The organism is Pandoraea capi (assembly GCF_902459735.1).
In the GTDB taxonomy this organism is placed as follows: domain Bacteria; phylum Pseudomonadota; class Gammaproteobacteria; order Burkholderiales; family Burkholderiaceae; genus Pandoraea; species Pandoraea capi.
The window spans coordinates 66,970-84,059 of sequence record NZ_CABPRV010000006.1 but is presented as its reverse complement, the minus strand read 5'-3'; the positions used below and the strand labels follow the sequence as shown (position 1 = coordinate 84,059).

The 17,090-nt window shown below is 63.7% G+C and carries 15 protein-coding genes; 3 read left to right on the top strand and 12 right to left on the bottom strand.

What is annotated here, in order from left to right; genetic code table 11:
* The first annotated feature begins 84 nt into the window (after window positions 1-84).
* On the top strand, window positions 85-1,353 hold the full coding sequence (locus tag PCA20602_RS14185) for an ABC transporter substrate-binding protein (RefSeq protein ID WP_150721778.1): 1,269 nt from the start codon (window positions 85-87) through the stop codon (window positions 1,351-1,353).
* A gap of 84 nt (window positions 1,354-1,437) precedes the next feature.
* Here the strand turns inward: PCA20602_RS14185 and mdtD are convergent, their stop codons facing one another.
* The 5 genes from mdtD to PCA20602_RS14160 all read right to left on the bottom strand — a co-directional run bounded on the left by mdtD (window position 1,438) and on the right by PCA20602_RS14160 (window position 8,015).
* Window positions 1,438-2,883 carry a multidrug transporter subunit MdtD gene (gene mdtD / locus PCA20602_RS14180; protein ID WP_150721777.1) on the bottom strand — a complete coding sequence of 482 codons (1,446 nt, stop codon included), beginning with the start codon at window positions 2,881-2,883 and terminating at the stop codon, window positions 1,438-1,440.
* Between the two features lie 197 nt (window positions 2,884-3,080).
* Window positions 3,081-3,656 carry a hypothetical protein gene (locus PCA20602_RS14175; RefSeq protein WP_150721776.1) on the bottom strand — a complete coding sequence of 192 codons (576 nt, stop codon included), beginning with the start codon at window positions 3,654-3,656 and terminating at the stop codon, window positions 3,081-3,083.
* Window positions 3,657-3,750: 94 nt separating this feature from the next.
* The gene (locus tag PCA20602_RS14170; protein WP_150721775.1) at window positions 3,751-5,631 is read right to left on the bottom strand and encodes a glycoside hydrolase family 15 protein; all 1,881 of its coding nucleotides are present in this window, start codon (window positions 5,629-5,631) and stop codon (window positions 3,751-3,753) included.
* A 343-nt stretch (window positions 5,632-5,974) separates the two neighbouring features.
* On the bottom strand, window positions 5,975-7,234 hold the full coding sequence (locus PCA20602_RS14165) for a CaiB/BaiF CoA transferase family protein (RefSeq protein WP_150721774.1): 1,260 nt from the start codon (window positions 7,232-7,234) through the stop codon (window positions 5,975-5,977).
* 1 nt (window position 7,235) lies between these two features.
* On the bottom strand, window positions 7,236-8,015 hold the full coding sequence (locus tag PCA20602_RS14160; RefSeq protein ID WP_150721773.1) for an enoyl-CoA hydratase/isomerase family protein: 780 nt from the start codon (window positions 8,013-8,015) through the stop codon (window positions 7,236-7,238).
* A 210-nt stretch (window positions 8,016-8,225) separates the two neighbouring features.
* Between PCA20602_RS14160 and PCA20602_RS14155 the strand changes: the two genes are divergently transcribed.
* Entirely contained in the window at window positions 8,226-8,900 is a 675-nt protein-coding gene (locus PCA20602_RS14155) for a GntR family transcriptional regulator (protein ID WP_150721772.1), read from the top strand.
* A 51-nt stretch (window positions 8,901-8,951) separates the two neighbouring features.
* On the opposite strand, the gene PCA20602_RS14150 is transcribed toward PCA20602_RS14155, so the two are convergent.
* Window positions 8,952-9,671: a GntR family transcriptional regulator gene (locus PCA20602_RS14150; RefSeq protein WP_150721771.1), complete on the bottom strand. Its 720-nt coding sequence runs from the start codon at window positions 9,669-9,671 to the stop codon at window positions 8,952-8,954.
* Between the two features lie 323 nt (window positions 9,672-9,994).
* On the opposite strand from PCA20602_RS14150, the gene PCA20602_RS14145 reads away from it, so the two are divergent.
* Window positions 9,995-10,753 carry a 2-keto-4-pentenoate hydratase gene (locus tag PCA20602_RS14145; protein ID WP_150721770.1) on the top strand — a complete coding sequence of 253 codons (759 nt, stop codon included), beginning with the start codon at window positions 9,995-9,997 and terminating at the stop codon, window positions 10,751-10,753.
* A 40-nt stretch (window positions 10,754-10,793) separates the two neighbouring features.
* Here the strand turns inward: PCA20602_RS14145 and PCA20602_RS14140 are convergent, their stop codons facing one another.
* The 6 genes from PCA20602_RS14140 to PCA20602_RS14115 form a co-directional block, all read right to left on the bottom strand.
* On the bottom strand, window positions 10,794-12,056 hold the full coding sequence (locus PCA20602_RS14140; protein WP_150721769.1) for an MFS transporter: 1,263 nt from the start codon (window positions 12,054-12,056) through the stop codon (window positions 10,794-10,796).
* Between the two features lie 497 nt (window positions 12,057-12,553).
* The gene (locus PCA20602_RS14135; protein WP_069344064.1) at window positions 12,554-13,504 is read right to left on the bottom strand and encodes a LysR family transcriptional regulator; all 951 of its coding nucleotides are present in this window, start codon (window positions 13,502-13,504) and stop codon (window positions 12,554-12,556) included.
* An 85-nt stretch (window positions 13,505-13,589) separates the two neighbouring features.
* Window positions 13,590-15,029, bottom strand: a complete 1,440-nt coding sequence (locus PCA20602_RS14130) for an NAD(P)(+) transhydrogenase (Re/Si-specific) subunit beta (protein ID WP_150721768.1) — start codon at window positions 15,027-15,029, stop codon at window positions 13,590-13,592.
* Window position 15,030: 1 nt separating this feature from the next.
* Complete coding sequence (locus PCA20602_RS14125; RefSeq protein WP_150721767.1) at window positions 15,031-15,369, bottom strand: NAD(P) transhydrogenase subunit alpha part 2; 339 nt, start codon at window positions 15,367-15,369, stop codon at window positions 15,031-15,033.
* Window positions 15,370-15,384: 15 nt separating this feature from the next.
* On the bottom strand, window positions 15,385-16,515 hold the full coding sequence (locus PCA20602_RS14120) for a Re/Si-specific NAD(P)(+) transhydrogenase subunit alpha (RefSeq protein WP_150721766.1): 1,131 nt from the start codon (window positions 16,513-16,515) through the stop codon (window positions 15,385-15,387).
* 42 nt (window positions 16,516-16,557) lie between these two features.
* A complete protein-coding gene (locus tag PCA20602_RS14115) occupies window positions 16,558-16,932 on the bottom strand; it encodes an HAD family hydrolase (RefSeq protein WP_069343417.1) in 375 nt (124 codons plus the stop codon).
* Window positions 16,933-17,090 lie beyond the last annotated feature (158 nt).

Genomic DNA, 17,090 nt, shown 5'->3' with positions numbered 1-17,090 from the left:
CGAGACTTGCCGCACGGGTCATCCATCAGAGATGCCGGCGGCAGGTCGCCATAGCGCGAATCACTCGAACATTGGAGACACGTCATGCCCAGCCTTGCCGGCCATTTGCGCCGTACGATTGCCGTCGCTGCTTCACTTGCCCTGACTTCCCTCGCATCCCTGTCGTCGCTTGCCCTGAGCGCCGCCGCGGCGCACGCCGCCGCCATCTCGGACGGCGTCGTCAAGATCGGCGTGCTCACCGACCTGTCGGGCGTGTCGAGCGACAACGCGGGCAAAGGCAGCGTGCTGGCCGCCACCATGGCCATCGACGACTTCTCGCGAGACCACAAGGTGCTCGGCGCCCCCATCGAACTGATCTCGGCCGACTCGCAGGGCAAGACCGATACCGGCGCAACCATCGCCCGCGAGTGGTACGACCGGGGCAAGGTCGACATGATTACCGACCTCACGTTCTCGAACGTTGCGCTCGCGGTCGACCGCATCGCCGACGAAAAGAAGAAGATCGCCCTCGTCACCGGCGCCGGATCGTCGGCCATCAGTAACGAACAATGCACGGCGCACAGCGTGCAATGGATGTACGACACCTACGCGCTGGCGAACTCGACCTCGCAGGCGCTGCTGCGTCGCGGGCTCAAATCGTGGTACTTCATCACCGCCGATTACGCGTTCGGTCAGGCGCTGGAAAAGGATGCGAGCGAGATCCTCACGCGTCAGGGCGGCAAGGTCGTCGGCTCGGTGAAGCATCCGGTCAACTCGCCCGACCTGTCGTCGTACCTGCTGCGGGCGCAGACGTCCGGCGCACAGGTCATCGCGCTGGCCAACTCCGGCACCGATACCCTCAACACCGTCAAGCAGGCATCGCAGTTCAACATCATCCAGAGCGGCAAGCAGGTGTTCACGCCGCTGCTCTCCCTGATCACCGAGGTCCACGGCATGGGCCTGAAGAATGCGCAGGGCATGATTCTGACGAACGGCTTCTACTGGGATCAGGACGACCGTTCACGCGCCTTCGCACAACGCTTCTACGCGCAGCACAAGAAGATGCCGACGATGATGCAGGCCGCCGTCTACTCGGCCGTGCTCAACTATCTGAAGGCGATTCAGGCCGCAGGCACCGACGAAGCCGACGCCGTGATGACCAAGCTCAAGTCGATGAAGATCGACGACCCGGTGATCCGCAACGGTCAGATTCGCGCCGACGGCAAGCTTGTGCACGACATGCTGCTGGTGCAGGTGAAGACACCGGCGGAGTCGAAGTCGGAATGGGATCTGTACAAGATTCTGGAGACGATTCCTGCCGACAAGGCGTTCGCCCCGCTCGCGGAATCGAAGTGTGCGCTGGTGAAGAAGTAAGCAGTGAAGCAATGAGGCAACGTTCAGGTCAGACGTGGTGTCCGATCTGACGTTTGCCTCAGAGGCTTACTTCAGCGGTTTGCCTCAGCGCTTGAGATCGGTGGCAGACGCCGCAGGCGTTGCGCCACCGTCACGGCTCGCCCCTGCCGCAGGATCTTCCACGCGACGGAACACCAGCGCCGACGCGAGCGTGATCAGGCCGACGCAGACGAACGTCATGCGAAAACCAGCGACCGTACCGCCAACGCCGATCTCTCCCGCCTGACCGGCCAGATGGCCGAACAGCGCCAGCAACTGGCCGCCGATGGTCACCCCCAGCCCGAGAGCGAGCATCTGCGCCATCGAGAACAGGCCGTTGCCGGCACTCGCGCGACGCGTGCCCAGATCCTTGAGCGTGACGCTGTTCATCGCCGCGAACTGCATCGAGTTCGCACCGCCGAAGACTGCCAGTTGCAGCAGGCCCAGCCAGATCGGCCAGCCCGGCCCGAACAGTGCGAAGCTGGCAATCGATCCGCCGACGACGGCCGTATTGACCATCAGAAAGCGCGTGTAGCCGAAGCGCACCACGAGCGGCGTGACCATGCGTTTGACGACGATGCCCGCCAGCGCGACCGGCAACATCATCAGGCCCGAGGCCAACGGGCTGTAACCCATGGCGACCTGAAGCAGCAACGGCAGCAGAAACGGCACGGCGCTGCTGCCGATACGGGCGACGAGGTTACCCAGGAGGCCGAGACTGAAGCTGCGCGTCTCGAACAGTTCTAGCGGGAACAACGGTGCCGCCCGACGACGGGCGTAGGGCCAGTAGCCCACGGTCGTCGCCACGCAGAGCAGTGCGAGCAACACCGACGGCCACCATCCCGTATCGGAGAACGGGTGATCGAGCGCCAGCGTGAACGAGACCATCGCGACCGACAGCAAGGTGAAGCCGATCCAGTCGAAACCGGTGTCGATGACCTCGTCCTGTTTGGGACGCGGGAGGTAATGTCTCACCGCAAGGCTACCGATAAGACCGATCGGCACGTTGATGAGAAAGATCCAGTGCCATGACGCCACCTGCACGAGCCAGCCGCCAAGCACTGGGCCGATCATCGGGCCGACCTGCCCGGCAATCGACACGAAGGCCAGCGCCGCCAGATACTCGCCGGCGGGAAACGTGCGCAGCACGGCCAGACGCCCGATCGGCAGGAGCATCGACCCGCCTGCCCCTTGCAGCACCCGCGCGATCACGAGCTGCGGCAGCGTGTGCGCCATCGCGCAGGCGATCGAGCCGAGCACGAACAGCAGGATCGCGACGAAGTAGACGCGTCGCGTGCCGAAACGATCGGCGAGCCAGCCGGACGCGGGCGTCAGCATGGCCATCGTGAGCGAGTAAGAAACGACCACCGGCTGCATGCGCAGCGGGTTCTCGCCAAGGCTGGCAGCCATCGCCGGGAGTGCCGTATTGACGATGGTCGTATCGAGCGCCTGCATGAAAAAGCCCGCCGCAACGATCCATAGCAGGGCGGTGAGCGTCTTGTCTTGCTTCATGCGGCGGGGGACGGCGCGCGGCGGCGAGCCACGAGTCAGAGAAGAATTAAGCGAAGGCAGAATTTTAGCGCGCTTTCACCCCGCGCCGCACCGACTCATCGATGCACGTTTCGCAGCAATCGATGCCTCTCGTGCATCAGTGAGATGCCGTCCGGTGGGCGCTGGACGGGGGTCAGGCCCGTCGGACCATCAAGCCATCAGGCCGTCGTGTCGACGTGATTGCCGGTCGGGCTCATCAGCGCCAGGATCTGCGCCTGAATCGACATGGCCTGCGACGACAGCGCGTTGACCTGCTGGAGTTTCTCTTCAGGCGGCAGACGGTCGTTGTTGCGCACCGCGTCGAGCTGCGCCATGACCTTGGCGAGCATCTCCTTGAGCTTCTTGATGGTCTGCGAGGCGATGTCATTGCCCGCAGCGCCCGCGTCCGGCGCGGCCTGCGCCTTGCCCTGATCCTTTGCGCTCTGATTCACCGAACGCAGGTCCACGAGCGTCTTGTCGCCCAGTTGGCTGACGCCATCGCTCGCGGGCGCTTCGGAAATGCCATTCGGATTCGACGTGTTGGTCGTACCCGTGGCATTCGCGCTTCCGGCGGCCCCTGAAGCCGGCGTCGCGCTCGTTTGGCTGGCCGTATGGGTTGAATTGGCGGTCCCGGCCGGTTTCGTCCCGGCCTGCGCGGCCTGCGCCTTGTCGGCCTGCTGTTGCTGGATATGCGACTGCCAGATGTCGAGCATGCTGGACGTCGCGCTGCTCTTGGTCGGAATGATGATGGTCATGGAGGGGGGGACTCCGAGAAAATTAAGGCGTAAGGATATGAAAGTATTTACGGCATCCTTACCGCTTTCTTTAAAGCCCCCCCTTCCCGGAGCATCACGCCCGAATGGCGCGATACCCCACGTGCTCCAGATGCTCGAACCTCCCTTCGTCTTCGGTGTCGGGGCGGACGGCCGCGTCGTCGGCACGGTCATCGTCGGCGAGCGCCTCGAGACGAATCGCCGCATGAACGAGCGCGATGTGCGAGAACGCCTGCGGGAAGTTGCCGACCTGTCGCTCGTGCGTCGTGTCGTATTCCTCGGCCAGCAACCCCACGTCATTGCGCAACGACAACAACCGTTCGAAGAGCGCGCGCGCATCCGCGTGACGGCCGATCATCACCAGACAATCGACCATCCAGAAGCTGCACGCGAGGAACGCGCCCTCACCGGCCGGCAAGCCGTCGTCGACACGACTCGTGCGATAACGCTGCACCAGTCCGTCCTTCATCAGCTCGCGCTCGACGGCTTCGACGGTACCTATCACGCGCGGGTCGTCCGGCGGCAGAAAACCCACCAGCGGGATCATCAGCACACTCGCGTCCATCTCCGACGAACCGTAGGCCTGCATGAAGGCGTTGCGCGACTTGTCGAAGCCGTTCGCACAGACGTCGGCGTGAATCTCCTTGCACAGTTGCCGCCAGTGCGCCACCGGCCCCGGCAAGTCGAACCGCTCGGCCGACTTGATCGCGCGGTCGAACGCCACCCATGCCATCACCTTCGAGTAGGTGAAGTGCTGACGCCCGCCGCGCACCTCCCAGATCCCCTCGTCAGGCTCTCGCCACACGGTCTCGAGATGCGCCACGAGTTTCGTTTGCACTTCCCACGTGGCATCGTCCGGCGGCAGCCCGCCAAGGCGCGACTGATGCATGGCGTCCATCACCTCACCGTAGACGTCCAGTTGCAACTGCCCGACCGCGCCGTTACCCACGCGCACGGGCTTCGATCCTTCGTAACCGGGCAGCCAGTCGACCTCCCATTCCGGCAGACGCCGTTCGCCCGACAGCCCGTACATGATCTGCACCTGAGATGGCGCGCCCGCGACTGCACGCACCAGCCAGCGACTCCAGTCGCTGGCCTCGGTGTAGTAGCCGCCGAGCATCAGCGCCTGCAAGGTCAGCGTGGCATCCCTCAACCAGCAATAGCGATAGTCCCAGTTACGCTCGCCGCCCAACTGCTCGGGCAGCGACGTCGTGGGCGCCGCCACCACGCCGCCCGTCGGCACGAACGTGAGCGCCTTGAGCACGATAAGCGAGCGACGAATCGCGCTGGACCAGCGCCCGTCGAGCTGACAGCGATTGGCCCACGCGCGCCAGTAGCGCTCGGTATCGGTGAGCGCCGCGAGCGGGTCGATCTCGCGCGGATCGGCGTGGTGCGACGACACCCGCGAGAGCACGAACGGCACGGTCTCACCCGCCTTCACGTCGAAGCGCGCGCGCAGACTTCCCGGCACATCCTGAATCTCGACGGGGGTGCGCATCACGACCTTGTCCGGTCCGGCGATGAGCCGCATGCCGGGGCCCGTGGGATCGTCGCTGTCGAGTGGACGCGACCACGGCACCGACGCCCCGTAATCGAAGCGCAGAATCAACTCCATCGACATCGATACGGTACCGTGCACGCCCTTCACCAGACGAACGAGATCGGCCGCGCCATCGCGCAGCGGCATGAAGTCAATCACCGCGACGCAGCCTTCGACCGTTTCGAAGCGTGTCTCGAGAATCAGGGTGTCGTCGTGATAGCGACGGGTGCAGGTCGCACGCGAGTCGTCCGGGGCGATCTTCCAGCGGCCATGCTCCGGGCCGCCGAGCAAGGCGGCGAAACACGCCGGGGAATCGAAGTACGGCCAGCAGAGCCAGTCGATGGAACCGTCGCGCGCCACCAGCGCAGCGCTTCGGCAATCGCCGATCATTGCGTAATCTTCAATGCGTGCCGGCATGCTCACCTCGCGTTCGTGGGAGAAACGATATCCCGCGATGCACGCTTGGGCGATCGCGGAACTGCAAGCGCAGGAAGCCCCATGGTACGCGCGTCGTGCTCGCGCGACCATCGTGGGGGCGTGGAAGCCAGCGGTATGCGAGGGGTTGTGCCAAGGGTTCTGCCAAGGGTCATGCCTTCCCTCCTTACAACGTTGCCGTCGGGTCAGATGAATCGGTGGCCGACCACGCCATTGCCGCGGCCAGCTCAAAAAAACCGACCGACCACCGAAAGAGAAGTTCTGACGAATTTAGCTTCGAAGCGTCAACTCGCGGCGAATCCGCATGAGAGGCGCCGCGCATACATCATGCGTTCACCTCGGCCACGTCCGCCAGCACATGCACCGCCCCCTGTGCGACGAGATCGTGCACGTGCCCGGCATCGAAGCCGTATTCGGCCAGCACTTCGTAAGTGTGTTCGCCGAGCCGGGGCGCGGGACCGCCGGTGCATTTGGGGGTCTGCGAGAAACGAATCGGCAGGCCGATGCTACGCGTCGGGCCATCCAGCGGATGGACGGTTTCGACGACCATCTCGCGCGCCACGATCTGCGGGTGCGACACGGCTTCCGAAATCGGCAGCACCGGCCCGACCGGCATGCCGACGGCATCGAGCCGCTCGACCCAGCGCGCCGTGGTGTCGCGCATCAGATAAGCGGTGAGACGCTCGACAAGCGCCTCGCGATTCGCCGTGCGCCCGGCGTTGGTGGCGAAGCGGGGATCGCCGGCGATTTCGGGCGCGTCGAGCACCTGAAGCAGACGCTCGTAGTTCGCCTGATTCGCCGCGCCGATGTTGATCCAGCCGTCCTGCGTACGAAAGGCCTGGTACGGCGTGCTCGTCGGATTCGCGGAACCGAACTTCGGCGGATTTTCGCCGCTCGCGAAGAAATTGGCCGCGGCCCAGTACATCTGCTGAAAACCCGCTTCGAGCAGCGACGTGTCCACGATCTGCCCATCCCCCGTGCGCAACCGGTGCGCGTACGCCGCCGAGATGCCGAGCGCCGCCAGAATACCCGCGTTGATGTCCGCAATCGGCGAGCCCGCCTTGATGGGCGCCTGCCCCGGCTCGCCGGTCACGCTCATCAGGCCGGAGAGCCCCTGTGCAATCAGGTCGAAGCCGCCCTTGTCCGCGTACGGTCCCGTGCGTCCATAGCCGGAGATCGAGCAATAGATCAGGCCCGGGTTCGCCTCGCGCAGCGTTTCGTAGCCAAGGCCCAGCTTCTCCATGGTGCCTTTGCGGTAGTTCTCGGTGACGACGTCCGCACTCGCGAGCATTTTGCGCAGCACGGCGCAGCCGCCTTCGGTCTTGAGGTTGAGCGCGATGCCTCGCTTGTTACGGTTGAGCATCATGAACGACGCCGATTCGCCGTGCGAGAGAATCGGCGCGAACCGACGCGCATCGTCCCCGTCCATCTTCTCGACCTTGATGACGTCGGCGCCCATGTCCGCGAGCATCATGCCGCACACCGGCCCGGACATGATGTGCGACAGTTCGATCACTTTCACGCCCTGCAACGGGCCGGCCTTCTTCGTTTGCGCCACCTTCGTTCCTCCATTGGTCCCGGTCATGTCAGCGCCCCTCGAAAACCGGCATCGTCTTCGCGAGGAAGGCGCGGTAGCCGGCCTGAAAATCGGCCGTGCCAAAGCATGCGAATCCTTCGTCGATCTGTGCCGGCGTGAGCGGCTTGCCACTGACCAGTTCTCGTACGAAACGCTTGTGCCAGCGAGCCACGAGCGGTGCACCGGCGGCAATGCGCTCCGCACTCGCCAGGGCTTCGCGCGTCACGTCGGTGTCGGAGACCACACGCGTGACGAGGCCGATGCGCAGCGCTTCCTGCGCATCGAAAATCCGCCCTTCGAGCAGAATCTCGAGCGCCTTCGTCGGACCGAGCAGGCGCACGAGCCCGGACAACTCCGCGTGCGCCATCACGAGTCCCAGCTTGTTAATCGGTGCGCCGAAACGGCTCGACTCGCCACAGATCCGGATGTCGCAGGACGCCGCGATCTCCATGCCGCCGCCAACGCAAATGCCATGAATCATCGCGACGAGCGGCACCGGACAGTTCGCCAGCGCGTCGAGCGTGCGGTGCATGAGCGCACCGTAGGCCCGCGCCTTTTCGACATTGGCACGATCCGTCTCGAACTCAGCGATGTCGTTACCGGGCGCGAACGACTTCTCGCCCGCGCCGCGCAGCACGATGCAGCGCACATCCGGCGACTCGGACAACGTCAGGATGGTGTCCCCCAAGGCCTGCCACATCGGCTTGGTCAATGCGTTGAGCTTCTCGGGACGGTTGAGCGTGACCAGCGCGACTGCGCCAAGTCGCTCGGTCAGAACGGTCGATGCCACATTGCCTCCTTCAATCGCCGGCACGCACCCAATGTCGTCCGGTTTCGATTTTTTGGTATACCAATTTTCGTAAACGATAAATTTATCGATACGTCATTGGCAAGCAGCAATGCAAAAAATAAGGGTTAACATGGAAAACCAGGACATGGCGGATTGACGGACGATGACATCAACCTCAAAATTGGCATTCCATTTTTGCAATCCTCACGCATGACCACCTCTGCATCGCTGAATGCCGCAGCCTACGAAGCCCTGAAAGCGCGCATCGTGCGCGGCGACCTGCGTCCCGGCGCACCACTGTCCGAGCGCGCGCTTTGCGACGAACTGGCGGTATCGCGCACGCCGCTGCGCGAGGCGCTCAAGCGTCTGGCGAACGAGGGGCTGGTGGAGATTTCCGAGACACGCCGCGCGCGCGTAGCGCGGGTAAGCGTGGATGAGGTCGTGAATCTGCTTGCCGTGATGGCCGTGCTGGAAGGACTCTCGGGCGAGCAGGCGTGCGAGAAGGCGTCCGATGCGGATCTGAACGAGTTAGCGCGCTTGCAGGACGAGATGGAAGCCGCTTACGCACGCACCGATCATGCCGCCTACTTCGCGCTGAACCAGCAAATTCACCTGAGCATTCTGCGCATGGCGGATAACGGGCCGCTAGCAGAATACTTCCACAATCTCAACGCCCGGCTGCGCCACGTGCGCGAGCGTCTGACACCCACGCCTGAGCGCTGGCGTCAGGCCGTCGATGAGCATGCGGAGATGCTCGCGCTGATGCGTCGGCGCGATGGCAAACGTCTACGTACGCTGATGGAAGCTCACTTGCGCAGCAAGACCGACGCTTACGTTGCGGCGATGCTCAACGAAGGGCTCGTCAGCATGAGCCGCGCGGCCTGATTGCGCGCGGCCTTGTCCGGCATATCCGGCAGACTTGAAGCTTGCCGCCGCTCAGGCGGCAACGCGCACGTTCGCAAGCACCGCCGCGCACTTCGCCATGAGGTGAGCGCGCAGCAACCGGCCGAGCGCCACACCGTCTCGGCGATGCAGTGCGCGCAACATCTCGACGTGCTCGTCGATCGCACGTTCCCATTTGCCCGCGTGCAGATTGGAGCGAAAGCGCAATGCCTGAAGCCGGTGATTGACCGCCTGATACATCTGCGTGAGCGCGGGGTTGCGCGCCGCCGCATTGATGCGGTCGTGGATCCGTTGATTGCAGTCGAAGTAGCCGGGCAAATCGCCGTTTGCGTAGCAGGCGTCCATCGCGCTATGGAGTTCCTGAATCTCATCGAATTCGACCTGGGTGATGCGCTCGCAAGCCAGCTCGCCCGCCAGCGCCTCGAGACCGCTCAGCAATTCGAACGCATCGGCGATATCGCTCGCGGACAGCGTCACGACACGCGCGCCGCGATTGGGCAGCAGATCGATGAGACGCTCCACCGCCAGCATCTTCAACGCCTCGCGCAGCGGCGTGCGCGACACGCCCAGTTGTTCGCACAGTGCGCGCTCGTTCAGATGCGAGCCCGGCGGCAGCACGCCTTCGGTAATCATCTTGCGCAGACGGTCCATCACGGCGAGATGCAACGCCTGACGGCTAATCGGCTGGCTGGCCGCAACGTCGGGCGGATGGATGGTGTGATCGCGTACGGCGTTCAAAGTCACGGAGTGCATAGGCTTGCCCTGGTCATTCGTTTCGGAAGGAAAGACAACGACGGTACGCACAGCACTTTCGCAAGCGGCAACGATCACAGTCAGAGGTATGCCGCACACGAAATCACGCAATATTTCTCGGAATATTACTAATTATTACGAAATATTACGAGGATCGATTCTCGCAGATCGACACTGTTTTGACTACGTTATGTGGTGTTTTCACCGAGAAAGCGACAGGTTTGCGTCGCACCGCAACATCGCCTGAATTTTGTATACGATGTGTGGCGACATGCGACCGGCGACTGACCGGCGCATCGCCCTTCCCCTAGGAGATTCGCAAGATGTTCGAGACCCAACCCGCCGTCGAATCGCTGGCCCGCCTGCTGGCCGACACCCGTCGCGGCGACACGCCCATCGACTCGCCCGCCGCGGCGCTGCGGCCGGCCGACGCCAACGCCGCTTACGCCGTGCAATTGCGCACGCTGGATCTGCTCGGCGACACGATCGCCGCCTGGAAGGTCGGTGCGAAGACGCCGACGGACCTGCCGAACTGCGCACCGATCCCGGCGTCCGTGGTGAGCGACGCCGGTGGCGCGCTCGCGCTCGACGACTTCTTCCGTCCGGGACTCGAACTGGAGATTGCGTTCCGTCTGGCGCGCGATATCAAACCAGGCCGATACGACGAACGCGAGGCGATGATGTTCGTGGACGATATGCTCACCACCATCGAAATCACGGACAGCCGCTTTGCCGAGAAAGGTCTCGACAGCCGGTTCGCACTGGCCGATCTTCAGAACAACGGCGCGCTCGTGATCGGTAGCGGCCGCGGTTACGACGCCGGTTTCGACTACCTCAAGCCGAAGGCGGTCTTCACGCTCGACGGCCGTGACATCACCCCGGCAAAAGTCTTCAATACCGGCGGCGATCCGCGCGCCCTGCTCACCTGGCTCGTCAATCACAACGGCAAGCGCGGCATCACCATGCGCGCGGGCGCGATCATCACGTGCGGCTCGTACGTCGGCATGATCCCTGCCGCCGGCAAGGGTGAGTTGCGCGGCACCATCGAGGGCATCGGCGAAGTGGGCGTCACGCTGAAGTAAGCGCGCTCAAGTCTTTCCGGCGCGCCCGAAGCCCAGTCGCTTACTTGCTCAGCAACTCGGGCTTTGCGGCGCGTCCGTCTACCCCCGCCAGCATCTTCGGCGCCAGCAGCGCAATCGGCACGATGCACAACAGCCCGGCGCCCAGCGCCACCGGCAAGCTGATGCCGTGGGCGATCGCGCCGATCAGCACCGGTCCGATCAGCAAACCAAGATAAGCCAGACGCGCCATCACCGCGATGGCTTCGGCGCTCGCCATGCCCGCGCTACGCGCCACTTCCCCCGAGGCGGCGAACATCACCGGCATGACGTTCGACAAGCCCAGCCCCGCCAGCGCGAAGCCCGCAACCGCTGCGGCCGGTTCACGCCAGAACAGCGCGAGCAGCACCCCGCCGACACACAGCAGACTGCTCACGCGCAGCAACCGCGCCCCGCCCATGCGGGCACGCACGGGGTCGCCGCTGAAACGTCCGGCAGCCATGCCGACAGAGAACGCCGCATATCCGGCGCCGATCCACGCGCCCTGCGCCGAGACCACTTCGCGCATGTAGACCGCCGTCCAGTCGTACATGGCGCCTTCCACTACCAGCCCGAGGAACGCCAGCACGCCAAAGCCCGTAAGTTTGCGATGCAGTTGACGGCGCGACGCCTCGCTCAGTGCCGGCGGCGGCGTGTGCTTCACGCGAAACGCTTCACCATCGCTCCCGACCAGCGCTTCACCGGGCAACATGTCAGGCTGCATGAAGCGCGAGCCGACCACGATCACCACGGCGCAGCCGAGCGCCGCGAGGCCGAGGTGCCACTGCGGCGATCCGTGATGCGCGAGCCAGGCACCACCGACCAGCGCCCCCGCCATCCCGCCGAGACTGAAGCAGCCGTGCAACGACGCCATGATCGGTTTGCGGTAACGCGCTTCGAGCGTGGCGGCCTGCGCATTCACGGCCACGTCGTAGGTCGCGTTCGCCGCGCCGTAGAGTGCCAGCCATCCCACCAGCGCCCAATAATTCGGCATCGACAAAATGAAGGCGCTCGTGAGCGCGAGCGCGATCCCCGAATGCAGACTGGCGCGCTGACTGCCGGCGCGTCCGACCCAGCGGGCCATGCGCGACATCGTGACGATAGCGCCGCCGGCCACGGCAAACATCGCCACCGACAGGCTCGCATCGTTCAGGTCGAACATCGCCTTGACGGTGGGCACATGCACGCCCCACGTCGCGTAAAGAAATCCGCTGCAAAACAGCAATGCCATCGTTGCCGCGCGCGCAGGCCAAAAGCCCGTGCGCGGCTGCGCAATATCAGAAGTCATGGAAATTGGAGAAATGCAGACGTGACGCGGCAGAGACTTCTGCGTTGTCGTTTGATGAGGATGTGCGAGTCGCCAGCGTTGCGGAACTCGCAATCGATGTTGAGAATTTTAGCGCACTCTACGTGACAGTACAGTGCTCGTTTCGCAACATCGCGGCCGACGGACGTCGGTTACGCGTCAATGTGACGATGAAAAAAGCGGGATCGAGGCATGCATGACGACGCAGCGAACCGTGATGGGGCACGGTGCGCGAGTCTCATGGGCGCAATTCATCGGCGCAACTTATCCACCGTTTTTGTTCACAAAGCTGTGGACAACGAACGGAGCATGCTACCCAAGCGCTTGATCGGATTGAGGTTTTCGAGGGATACGATCAGACGGCGACACTCGCAGGCAAATCGCCTTCGAGTGTCGTCGGCTTATCCACAGATTTTGTGTTCAAGTCTGTGGACAAGTCCTTGATGAGGATAGGCAAGTCGTTGATTCGAATCGGGGATTCAGTTGACCACGCCCGCCGCAGCAGCTTGCGCCTGTTCGATGGCCAGCGCGAATCCCTTGTTACGCTCGCGCACCACACGATGAATCAGCTCCCACACGGTATGGGCGACAGGCGAAAGCGAGCGGTTCTTGCGACGTACCAGCACGATGTTGCGCTCGAAGGCGGGCAGCAACGGACGCACCGCCAGCGTGGAATTCTCCGGCAGCGGCAACGCCAGCGGCGGCAGCACGCTCACGCCCAGTCCCTCCTGCACCATGCGGAAGATGGTGCTCACGTGTCCCAGCTCCTGCGTGATGGTGCCCTGCACCTTCTGCGTCGTGAGCGCGCGATCGATCAGCGGACGGCTGCCCGAGCTCTGGTTGAGCAGCACGAGGTTTTCGCCCGAAAGCTCCGACCAATGCACGGCCGCCTGTGAGGCGAGCGGATGATCGGTACGGCACACGAGACAGAACGGCTCGCTCATCAGATGCTCGGTCGTCAGATCGTCGGCACCTTGCGGCGCCACCACGATACCGAAGTCGACGTCGCCCGCCCGCACGCTATCGAGCACCGCGCGTTGCATCTGGTCGACGAGCGCGAGTGCGATATCGGGATAGGTGGCCTGCGACGCCAGCAGCACGCGCGGCATCAGCGTCGCGGAGATGGTCGGCGCGGCACCGATGCGAACGCGTCCCGTCGTGCGCGCTTCGGCGCCGTGCGTCTGAAGCAGCGCAATTTCGAGCTCGTCGAGCACGCGATCGAGGTTGCTCGCGAGCGTGACGCCGGCATCCGTGAGCGCCACTTCGCGCGTCGTGCGATCCACCAGACGCAGGCCCAGTTGCCCTTCCAGTTCGTTGATGCAGCGGCTGATGGCCGGTTGTGTCAGGCCGATCTCGGCGCCCGCGCGGCTGAAGTTCTTGCTGCGCGCCACGACCATGAAGACCTTGAGTTGTCTCAGCGATACGTTCATGTTCCCTGCCAGTAAGTAGACCTACGAGCCATCGAAATGGCGAAGGCGCGCCGCACGCGGCGGCGCGCCCCGTACACGTCTTCGATCAGGCCGCCGCCTTGACCATTTCCTCGACGACCTTCTTCGCGTCGCCGAAGACCATCATGGTCTTGTCGAGGTAGAAGAGATCGTTGTCCAGCCCGGCGTAGCCCGCCGCCATCGAACGCTTGTTGACGATGATCGTCTTGGCCTTGTATGCCTCGAGAATCGGCATGCCGGCAATCGGCGATTGCGGATCGTTCTTCGCTGCCGGGTTCACCACGTCGTTTGCGCCGAGCACCAGCACCACGTCCGTCTGACCGAATTCGCCGTTGATCTCGTCCATTTCCAGAACCTGGTCGTACGGCACTTCGGCTTCGGCGAGCAACACGTTCATGTGACCCGGCATACGACCCGCCACCGGGTGAATCGCGTAGCGCACGTTCACGCCCTTCTCGACCAGCTTGTCGGTCAGTTCCTTGAGTGCGTGCTGTGCACGGGCCACAGCCAGACCGTAACCCGGCACGATCACCAGCGATTCGGCGTTGCTCATGAGGAACGCGGCGTCGTCAGGCGAGCCCGACTTGACCGGACGTTGCTGCTGCTCGCCACCCGCAGCGCCCGCACCGGCCTGTGCACCGAAGCCCCCCAGAATCACGTTGAAGAACGAGCGGTTCATTGCCTTGCACATGATGTACGACAGGATCGCGCCCGACGAACCCACGAGCGAACCGGCAATGATCAGCATCGGGTTGTTCAGCGAAAAACCGATACCGGCCGCAGCCCAGCCCGAGTAAGAGTTCAGCATCGAGACCACGACCGGCATGTCGGCGCCGCCGATCGGAATGATGATGAGCACGCCGAGCACGAAGGCGATGGCCGTCATGATGACGAACGGGGTCCAGCTCAGCGTAGTGAAGAACGCAATGCCGAAGCCGATCATCGCAATCGCCAGTGCCAGGTTCACCATGTGCTGGCCCTTGAACACGACCGGCGCACCCTGGAACAGACGGAACTTGTACTTGCCCGAGAGCTTGCCGAAGGCGATGACCGAACCCGAGAACGTGATCGCGCCGACGAACGTACCGATGAAAAGTTCGATGCGGTTACCCGGCGGCAAAGCTTCCCCTGCGGCGACGATGCCGAACGCAGCCGGCTCGGCCACAGCAGCGACCGCGATGCAGACAGCAGCCAGACCGATCAGCGAGTGCATGGCAGCCACGAGTTCCGGCATCTTCGTCATCTCGACCTTGCGAGCGACGTAGGCGCCGATACCGCCACCGACGACGAGACCCGCCAGAATCAGACCGAGGCCCGCATAGTTACCGCCCGACAGCTTGCGCAGTTCAAAGATCAGCGCCACGGTCGTGAGCGCGGCAATCGTCATGCCGATCATGCCGAACGCGTTACCGCGTCGCGCCATCTTAGGATTCGACAAGCCCTTGAGCGCCTGAATGAAACAGATCGACGCGACCAGATACAACAGCGTCACAAGATTCATGCTCATGTCAGTGCGCTCCCTTTGCTGCTTCGTCATTGGCGGCCTTGGCAGGCGCCTTATCCTTCTTCTTGAACATCTCCAGCATGCGCTGCGTGACGAGGAAGCCCCCGAACACGTTCACCGCCGCAAGTGCCACGGCCACGACACCCATCGTCTTGCCGAGGTTGCCTTCGGTGAGGCCGGCGGCGAGCATTGCGCCCACGATCACGATGGCCGAGATCGCGTTGGTCACCGCCATGAGCGGCGTGTGCAGTGCCGGTGTGACGTTCCACACCACGTGATAGCCGACGTACACCGCCAGCACGAAGATGATCAGGTTGATCACCGTGTGATTGATCAATTCCATGTTTGCGCTTCCCCTTTATGCCGCACGCAGCACCTGACCGTCGCGGCACATGAGGCACGCGGCGACGATGTCGTCGTTGGTATCGATGACGAACTTGCCTTCCTTGTCGATGACGAGCTTCAGGAAGTCCAGCACGTTACGGGCATAAAGCGCGGAGGCATCCGCCGCGACCATACCGGCGAGGTTGGTGTAACCGGCGATGGTCACGCCGTGGACCTTGACCACTTCGTCAGCCACCGACAGCGGGCAGTTGCCGCCGCCGTTGGCGCCACGTCCGGCCGCAAGGTCGATGATCACCGAGCCGGGCTTCATCGCCTTGACGGTGTCTTCGGCGATCAGCGTCGGCGCAGCACGCCCCGGGATCAGCGCGGTGGAAATGACGATGTCAGCCTGCGTAAGGCGCGTGTGGACCAACTGCGCCTGACGCGCAAGCCACGCCGCGGGCATCGGACGTGCATAGCCGCCCACGCCCTTGGCGATCTCACGTTCCTCGTCGGTCTCGAACGGCACGTCGATGAACTTCGCGCCGAGCGATTCGATCTGCTCGCGCACGGCCGGACGCACGTCCGAGGCTTCAATGACCGCCCCCAGACGCTTGGCCGTCGCGATGGCTTGCAAGCCCGCAACGCCAGCGCCCAGCACAACGAGACGCGCCGCCTTCACGGTACCGGCAGCCGTCATGAGCATCGGCATGAAGCGCTGATAAAGGTTCGCAGCGAGCATCACGGCCTTGTAACCGGCAATGTTGGCCTGCGAGGAGAGCACGTCCATGCTCTGCGCACGCGTGGTGCGCGGCGCGGCTTCAAGTGCGAAGCCGATGATGCCAGCGGCCGCCATGCGTGCGTTGTTCTCGGCATCGAACGGATTGAGCATCCCCACGACCACGGCGCCACGGCGCATCTGGCCGATCTCCGTGACCGACGGGGCACGCACCTTCAGCACCATCTCCGCACCGAACGCTTCGGCAGCCGTGCCGCTCGACGCGCCCGCCGCGACATACGCCGCATCGGGTACGCTCGCCGCCTCTCCGGCGCCATGCTCCACGGTGACGCGATGCCCTGCGCCCACCAGCTTCTTCACCGTTTCCGGTGTGGCCGCGACGCGGGATTCGCCGCCGGCCGTCTCCTTTGGAATGCCAATATGCATAGTTATTGTCTCGGGGTCTGAGCCCCTGTCGTGTTGTGAAACTCAGGCCGCAACGGCTCTCGGCGCCAGCATCGAACGACCTTCATTGGCCGCTTCGAAGCAACGCACCTTGGTGCAGTGAATCAGGTCGCAAAGGAATTCCGGTTCGTAGGCGCGCAGCAGGTGCGGCTGATGGCCATCGAGGTAAGCCCCGATCAACACCAGCTCGGCCATGCGCAACGCCTGCGCCGAAGCGCCTTCGAGATACGCCAGCGGCAAATCCTGGTTACCAGTGGTGTGCAGCAAACGGGTGTAGGTGTGGTTATCCCAATACCAGTCCAGACCCAGTTCGACGAATGCGTTGTTGAACGCATGCAGATGAGCGTTGGCAACCGGTGCCAGGGCGGCGGGTTTGATGTGCGTTTCGATGACCGACATGATGGCGTCTCCCAAAGAGTGATCGTCCAAACCCGCGTGGCGCCTGACGTAAGCGCGTTGCCTTTGCTGGTTCTCGCCGGGCAATTTGCCTGGCGTTTCACCGGCCGTTACGCGCTGCTTCTACATTTTTCGCTTTGTCGTCACACCACTTTCATGCG

Coding starts and splice junctions, on each gene's coding strand:
- PCA20602_RS14185 (WP_150721778.1), top strand. CDS start 85: ATGCCCAGCCTTGCCGGCCATTTGCGCCGTACGATTGCCGTCGCTGCT.
- mdtD (WP_150721777.1), bottom strand. CDS start 2,883: ATGAAGCAAGACAAGACGCTCACCGCCCTGCTATGGATCGTTGCGGCG.
- PCA20602_RS14175 (WP_150721776.1), bottom strand. CDS start 3,656: ATGACCATCATCATTCCGACCAAGAGCAGCGCGACGTCCAGCATGCTC.
- PCA20602_RS14170 (WP_150721775.1), bottom strand. CDS start 5,631: ATGCCGGCACGCATTGAAGATTACGCAATGATCGGCGATTGCCGAAGC.
- PCA20602_RS14165 (WP_150721774.1), bottom strand. CDS start 7,234: ATGACCGGGACCAATGGAGGAACGAAGGTGGCGCAAACGAAGAAGGCC.
- PCA20602_RS14155 (WP_150721772.1), top strand. CDS start 8,226: ATGACCACCTCTGCATCGCTGAATGCCGCAGCCTACGAAGCCCTGAAA.
- PCA20602_RS14150 (WP_150721771.1), bottom strand. CDS start 9,671: ATGCACTCCGTGACTTTGAACGCCGTACGCGATCACACCATCCATCCG.
- PCA20602_RS14145 (WP_150721770.1), top strand. CDS start 9,995: ATGTTCGAGACCCAACCCGCCGTCGAATCGCTGGCCCGCCTGCTGGCC.
- PCA20602_RS14140 (WP_150721769.1), bottom strand. CDS start 12,056: ATGACTTCTGATATTGCGCAGCCGCGCACGGGCTTTTGGCCTGCGCGC.
- PCA20602_RS14135 (WP_069344064.1), bottom strand. CDS start 13,504: ATGAACGTATCGCTGAGACAACTCAAGGTCTTCATGGTCGTGGCGCGC.
- PCA20602_RS14130 (WP_150721768.1), bottom strand. CDS start 15,029: ATGAGCATGAATCTTGTGACGCTGTTGTATCTGGTCGCGTCGATCTGT.
- PCA20602_RS14125 (WP_150721767.1), bottom strand. CDS start 15,369: ATGGAATTGATCAATCACACGGTGATCAACCTGATCATCTTCGTGCTG.
- PCA20602_RS14120 (WP_150721766.1), bottom strand. CDS start 16,515: ATGCATATTGGCATTCCAAAGGAGACGGCCGGCGGCGAATCCCGCGTC.
- PCA20602_RS14115 (WP_069343417.1), bottom strand. CDS start 16,932: ATGTCGGTCATCGAAACGCACATCAAACCCGCCGCCCTGGCACCGGTT.